This is a genomic window from uncultured Hymenobacter sp. (assembly GCF_964243305.1).
Lineage (GTDB): Bacteria > Bacteroidota > Bacteroidia > Cytophagales > Hymenobacteraceae > Hymenobacter.
On the sequence record NZ_CAXTEF010000034.1, the window covers coordinates 45180 to 51179 of the forward strand.

Annotated in this window: 5 protein-coding genes; 2 read left to right on the top strand and 3 right to left on the bottom strand. The window is 64.4% G+C overall.

Annotated features, from left to right (window positions below):
* The first annotated feature begins 8 nt into the window (after positions 1-8).
* A complete protein-coding gene (locus tag ACFE70_RS16340) occupies positions 9-1250 on the top strand; it encodes a bifunctional 3,4-dihydroxy-2-butanone-4-phosphate synthase/GTP cyclohydrolase II (RefSeq protein ID WP_375418846.1) in 1242 nt (413 codons plus the stop codon).
* A gap of 239 nt (positions 1251-1489) precedes the next feature.
* On the opposite strand, the gene ACFE70_RS16345 is transcribed toward ACFE70_RS16340, so the two are convergent.
* Entirely contained in the window at positions 1490-3262 is a 1773-nt protein-coding gene (locus tag ACFE70_RS16345) for a M14 family metallopeptidase (RefSeq protein WP_375418847.1), read from the bottom strand.
* A 120-nt stretch (positions 3263-3382) separates the two neighbouring features.
* On the opposite strand from ACFE70_RS16345, the gene surE reads away from it, so the two are divergent.
* Positions 3383-4234, top strand: coding sequence for a 5'/3'-nucleotidase SurE (gene surE, locus ACFE70_RS16350; protein ID WP_375418848.1), 852 nt, complete (start codon positions 3383-3385; stop codon positions 4232-4234).
* Between the two features lie 10 nt (positions 4235-4244).
* Here the strand turns inward: surE and ACFE70_RS16355 are convergent, their stop codons facing one another.
* Together ACFE70_RS16355 and ACFE70_RS16360 are read right to left on the bottom strand one after the other, a co-directional pair.
* Entirely contained in the window at positions 4245-5615 is a 1371-nt protein-coding gene (locus ACFE70_RS16355; RefSeq protein ID WP_375418849.1) for a sensor histidine kinase, read from the bottom strand.
* Positions 5616-5869: 254 nt separating this feature from the next.
* On the bottom strand, positions 5870-6000 hold a 131-nt coding region (locus ACFE70_RS16360), incomplete at its 5' end, for a winged helix-turn-helix domain-containing protein (protein ID WP_375418850.1).

The following is a 6000-nucleotide window of genomic DNA, read 5'->3' on the forward strand; positions in this document are numbered from 1 at the left end:
CTATCCCCATGCTCGATTCCATTGAAGACGCCATTGCCGATATCCGCGCCGGTAAAGTGGTGATTGTGGTTGACGATGAAGACCGCGAAAACGAGGGCGACTTTATCTGCGCCGCCCGCTGCGCCACGCCCGAAGTCATCAACTTCATGGCCACCTATGGCCGCGGGCTGGTGTGCACGGCCCTCACCGAAACCCGCTGCGAGGAGCTGGGCCTGGACTTGATGGTCGGCCGCAACACGGCCCTGCACGCCACGGCCTTCACGGTGAGCGTTGACTTGCTCAAGAACGGCGTGACGACCGGCATCTCGGCCTCCGACCGCAGCAAGACGATTCAGGCTCTTATCGACCCCAGCACCAAGCCCGAGGAGCTGGGCAAGCCCGGCCATATCTTCCCCCTCAAAGCCCGCAAGGAAGGCGTGCTGCGCCGCGCCGGCCACACCGAAGCGACCGTGGACCTGGCCCGCCTTGCCGGCTTCGAGCCCGCCGGCGTGCTGGTCGAGATTCTGAGGGAAGACGGTGAGATGGCCCGGCTGCCCGACCTGGAGAAAGTGGCCCGGAAGTGGGGCCTGAAGCTGATTTCGGTGCAGGACCTGATTAAGTACCGCCTGGCCGAAGAAAGCCTGATTCAGCGCGAAATCTCGGTCAAAATGCCCACCGAGTGGGGCGATTTCGACTTGCTAGCCTACACCCAGCGCTCAAACGGCGCCAAGCATCTGGCCCTGATAAAAGGCGACCTGAGCGCGGGCACCGAGCCGCCGCTGGTGCGCGTGCACTCCTCCTGCGTGACGGGCGACATCTTCGGCTCGTGCCGCTGCGACTGCGGCCCGCAGCTGCACCGCGCCATGCGCCAGATTGAGCGCGAGGGCCGCGGCGCCGTCATCTACATGAACCAGGAGGGTAGGGGCATTGGCCTGTTGAACAAGCTCAAGGCCTATAAGCTCCAGGAGCAGGGCCGCGACACGGTGCAGGCCAACGAAGACCTGGGCTTCCAGAGCGACGAGCGCGACTACGGCGTGGGCGCCGCCATCCTGCGCGACCTCGGCATCCGGCAGATGCGCCTGCTCACCAACAACCCCCGCAAGCGCACCGGCCTCATCGGCTACGGCCTCGAAGTAGTGGAAACCGTGCCGATTGAGATTGAAGCCAACACGCACAACGAGAGCTATTTAACCACCAAACGCGACAAGCTCGGCCACACCATTATGCGCCCGGTGACAGCGGAAGCGGGGGAGGCAGAGAAGGCGGCGTAGGTAATTCCGAACCCCAGATTACCAGTCGAGCCCCGGCGGGGCGCCCCGCCGGTAGAACTTCCTACCCCCTCTGTTTGAGTTGAAGCCCCAGCGGGGCGACCCTGTGCGTTCGCATCAGCTGCGCTGACGGTTGGGTCGCTCCGCCGGGGCTTTATCGTTTTCCTACCCCCTCTTTTTCTGCCGAGCAGCCGCCCTGCCGGGACTCACCGGCTCTGACTCCAATCTGACTGCCTTCCGCTTTACTCTATCACCGCGCCCAGCCAGCGGCGCACCGGATAGCGCCGAAACCCGGCCTCGCGGTGGGGCGAGTGCTGGTAGACCCATTCGAGTTGCGCGGCACCGTCCTGGGCGAACTTGGCATCCTGCTTTCGGCGGTCTTCGAGCTGCTGGCGCAGGGTAGGGTTTTGGCGCAGCAGCTCGGCGGCCAGGTCCTCAAATACGTAATCTGAGAAGTGCTCTTTTTGCTGCAAGATGTTGTCGAACAGGCCCCAGGCGAAAAAGGAGTCCGTGGCCTGCGGCTCCAGTGTTTCGACCAGGTAGCGGGCAGCGGGCTGGTTTAAGTAAGCCACGTAGTCGCCAGCGGGAATAGTGCTTAGTGCTTGGTGCTCGGTGCTTAGTTTAACCTCTGAATGCAGGTAATGACCTTCGTAAGGGCGCGGGCTGGTTTGAAAATCGTCAATCAGGTAGGTCTCGGTGGGGCCTTGCGCGGCCTTTTTAAGCTGGCGCAGCTCAACGCCGTTCCGGCGCAGGCGGGCTATTACTTCCTCCCAGGCTTGCGGAATTAGATAAGCCACCGGCCGCCGGGCGCTGCCCGTGGGCCGGTAGGTGTTGTAGTACTTCACCGGCCGGGTGTAGGGCGCGGCGCGGTCGTAGTACAGCCGCGGCTGGCCGCTGACTTCGCTGGGCTTGTGCCGGGCTTCGTAGCCTTGAAACTGCACAGTTTCCACCTGGCTTTCGTCCAGCTTCCAGGCCAGCGGAAAGTCGGTTTGGGCAGCTACCTGCCGGGCCGCCCCGGCGCGGGCGGCGGCCAGCTGGGCGCTTTGCTGGCGCACGGTTTCGAGCACTGTCAGCAGGAAATCATACGTGGCCCGCACCCGCGGGCCGAAAGGCTTGAGCATGTGAGTTTCGGGCATGAAGGCAATGGTATTGAACAGCGCCGCGTAGCCGGTTGAGTAGCGCGGCGAGTCCGAAAAGCCGCGCAGGCCGCTTTCGGGTGTTTCGCCCTCAAAGTCCACGTAGGGCGTCATGGGCCACTTTTTTTGGCTCATGCCGGCGTAGAGGGTGGGTAGGAAATCCTTTTGCAGATACTGGCCCAGCGCCGGCGCCAGCTTGTTGTGCTGGGTCGCGATGAGCGTCATGGTGTACTGATAGTCAGCGCCGTTGGAGGTGTGCGTGTCGACGAAAATATCCGGCTGCCACCGCTGAAACAGCGCCGCGAACGAGCGCGCGTTGCGCGAGTCCTGCTTGATAAAGTCGCGGTTCAGGTCCAGGTGCCGGCCGTTGCCGCGGAAGCCGTAGGCGGCGGGGCCGTTCTGGTTCACGCGGGTCGTGCCGTTGCGATTCAGCATTCCGTCCACGTTATAAACCGGGATAATGACGATGGTCATTTCCTGAAGCAGCGCCTGCAACTCGGATTTTTGCAGCAGGTCGCGCGTCAGCATCAGGCTGGCGTCGATGCCTTCGGGCTCGCCGGGGTGAATGCCGTTTTGGATGAGCACCACGCGCCGGCCCAGCTGGCGCGCGGCGGCCGGTGTGGCCACGTCGGGCCGGCTCAGGATGACCTCGTGTAGCGGCTGGCCGCTGTCGGTGGGGCCGGCCGCGCGCAGGCGCACCTGGCGGGGGTAGGCAGCGGCCAGCCGCTCGTAGTAGGCCAGGCACTCGGCGTAGGTGGCCGTGGTGTTGCGGGCCGGGTCGCGCTCGAAGGGCGTGAGCCAGTCGGCGGGCGGCGTTGCGGCCGAAGCAGGGGGGTAGGGCAGGAGCATGGCGAGCGAGAGCAGAAGGGAAGCGAACATGGCCGCAAGTTGGCGACGAACCCCAACTCAGCGGCAGGCCGAAGCGCCCCCGCCTTACCTTTACGGCCTGCCGTTGATTGCCCGCTGCTAACTGCCCACTGCTAATTGTTAACTGAAATAATGCCCCTGATTTTAATCTCCAACGACGACGGCATCACCGCACCCGGCATCGCCAAGCTCGTGCAGCTGATGCAGCAGCTCGGCGAGGTCGTGGTCGTCGCGCCCGACTCGCCGCAGTCGGGCATGGGCCACGCCATCACCATCGGCCACGCCCTGCGCCTGACCGAAAACCGCGTTTTCGGCCCCGACATCGAAGCCTACGAGTGCTCCGGCACGCCAGCCGACTGCGTGAAAATTGCCAAGCACCACGTGCTCAAGGACCGCCGCCCCGACCTCGTGGTGTCGGGCATCAACCACGGCTCCAACGCCTCCGTGAACGTGCTGTATTCGGGCACCATGTCGGCCGCCATCGAGGCCGCCATCGAAGGGCTGCCGGCCATCGGCTTCTCGCTCTGCGAATACGGCCCGCAGGCTGACTTTTCGCACGTTGATAAGTGGGTGCTCGATATTGCCGGGCAGGCGCTGGCCCACGGCATTCCCGCCCACACGGCCCTGAACGTCAATATTCCCAAAAGCGCCAGCGGCCTCATCCGGGGCATCCGGCTGTGCCGGCAGGCGCGGGCCAAGTGGCAGGAAGAATTTGACGAGCGCCACGACCCCTATAAGCGGCCCTACTACTGGCTCATGGGTGAGTTTGTGAACCTGGACCCCGGCGCCGACACCGACGAGGCCGCGCTGGCCGAAAACTACGTCTCTGTTGTGCCCTGCCTGTTCGACCTCACCAATCAGGCCGCCCTCACGGAGCTGGCCAGCCGCTGGCAGGTGGCGCCGCCGGCCGCCGGCCAGGCGCTGCCCGCGCCGCCGCAGCCCGTGCCCGCCCAGGATTATGGGGTGGCGGCGGCGGAGAGTTAAGAGTGAAGGGTTAACTCTCCGCCCCGAACGTGAGCACGAACGCCGTGCCCTGCCCAACCACCGACTCTACGCCGAGCGTGGCGCCGTGAAACGTGGCGATGGTTTGGGCGATGGGCAGGCCCAGGCCGTAGCCTTCGGGCGCGCCGGGCCCGGCCTGCTGGAAGCGCCGGAAGCGGTCGAATAAATAAGGCAGGTGCTCGGCGGCGATGCCGGGGCCGGTGTCTTCGACGCGCAGCTGGTAGCCGGCGGCGGTGGTTGCGGCGGGGAAGGGGGGTAGGGGCCAGCCCCGCACCCGGATGCCGCCGCCCTCCCGGTTGTACTTGATGGCGTTGGCCAGCAGATTGCGCAGCAGCGTGTGCAGGAGCGTGGCGTTGGCCTGGGGCAAGATAAAATCGGGTTGCAGGTCGATTTCCAGCGTGAGGTCGCGGGCGGCGCGGCGGTCGTCCAGCTCTTCGGCGGCTTCGCGCACGGTGCGGGTCAGGCTCACGCGCTCCTGGCGCAGGTAGTTTTCTTTTTCAATGTTGGCGATAAGCAGCAGCGTGCGCACGGTGTTGCGCAGGCGGTAGAGCGTGCGCTGCGACTCGACAATCTGGTGGGCGTGGGCTGCGGGCAGGGTCGGGTCCTGGAGCATGTTCTCGAAGCGCGATTCGAGGATGCTGGCCGGCGTGAGCAACTCGTGGCTGACGTTGCTCATAAACTCGCGCTCCTTCTCAAACGCTGCTTGCAGCTGCCGCATCAGGGAATTCAGACTGGCGTCGAGCTGCTTAAAATCAGCCGTCGAAGTTGGCAATGCCGCAAACGAGAACTCGGCTGGCGAGCGGATGCCGCGCAGCTTGCGCGTCAGCAGCTCGCGCAGGGGCCGCAGCAGGTGGTGGGCAAACGCCGCATCAGTGAGTACCGTGAGCAGGGCGCCGGCCACCAGCACCCACAGGGCCAGCCGCCGCAGCGTGGCCGTGAGCAGCTCTACCGTGGCCAGCGACGAGCCGATTTCGAGCCGGAGCGCCCGCTCGCCGGGCCGGCGCGGCGCGACCGTAACGCTCAAAATCCGAAAGTCTTCTATCTCGCGGTCCACTTCCCGGCGCTCCTCGAAAATGCGCTCGGCCGTGGGTGCCGTGCCGGCGGGCAGCGGCGTGAGGCGCAGGTATTCCTGCTGCAAAATATGATAGTTGGCGTACAGCTCGCCGTGCTCGGTGCGCAGAAACGTGGCCAGCCCATCGCGCCGAATCAGGGCCAGCACCTGCCGCTTCTTGGCTTGCAAGTGCTCGTCGGTGTGGGCCACGGCCACGCGCTGCCCCACCGGCGGAATCACCAGCGCCCCGAGCAGCACCAGCAGCAGCTTGGAGAGGGCATTGAATAAGGCCAACTTGGCTTCTAGTCTCAATGGCTGAATGAGTGAATGGGTGAATGGGCGAATGAGGGGGTAGGAAACGCGCCGGGCGGGCCTCAGTGGGGCTAAATAGTATGTAGTAAATGAAGTATATAATATATTTCGAGCCCCAGCGGGGCGAAATACTGGTCAGTTTCGTTCAACTATTTATCTCGTCCCGCTGAGGCTCTGGTATTCTTGGGTATTGCCTCTCTACCACTAATTATTCGGCCCCGCTCGGCGCTTTTCCTACCCCCTCATTCAGCCGCTCACTCATTCACCGCTGCCGCCCGGTAGCCGATGCCGCGCACGGTTTCCAGAAAATCGGCGGGGCCAAACTGGCTGAGCTTCTTGCGTAAGTTCTTGATGTGCACGTCGATAAAGTTGGAGTCGGCCTCGG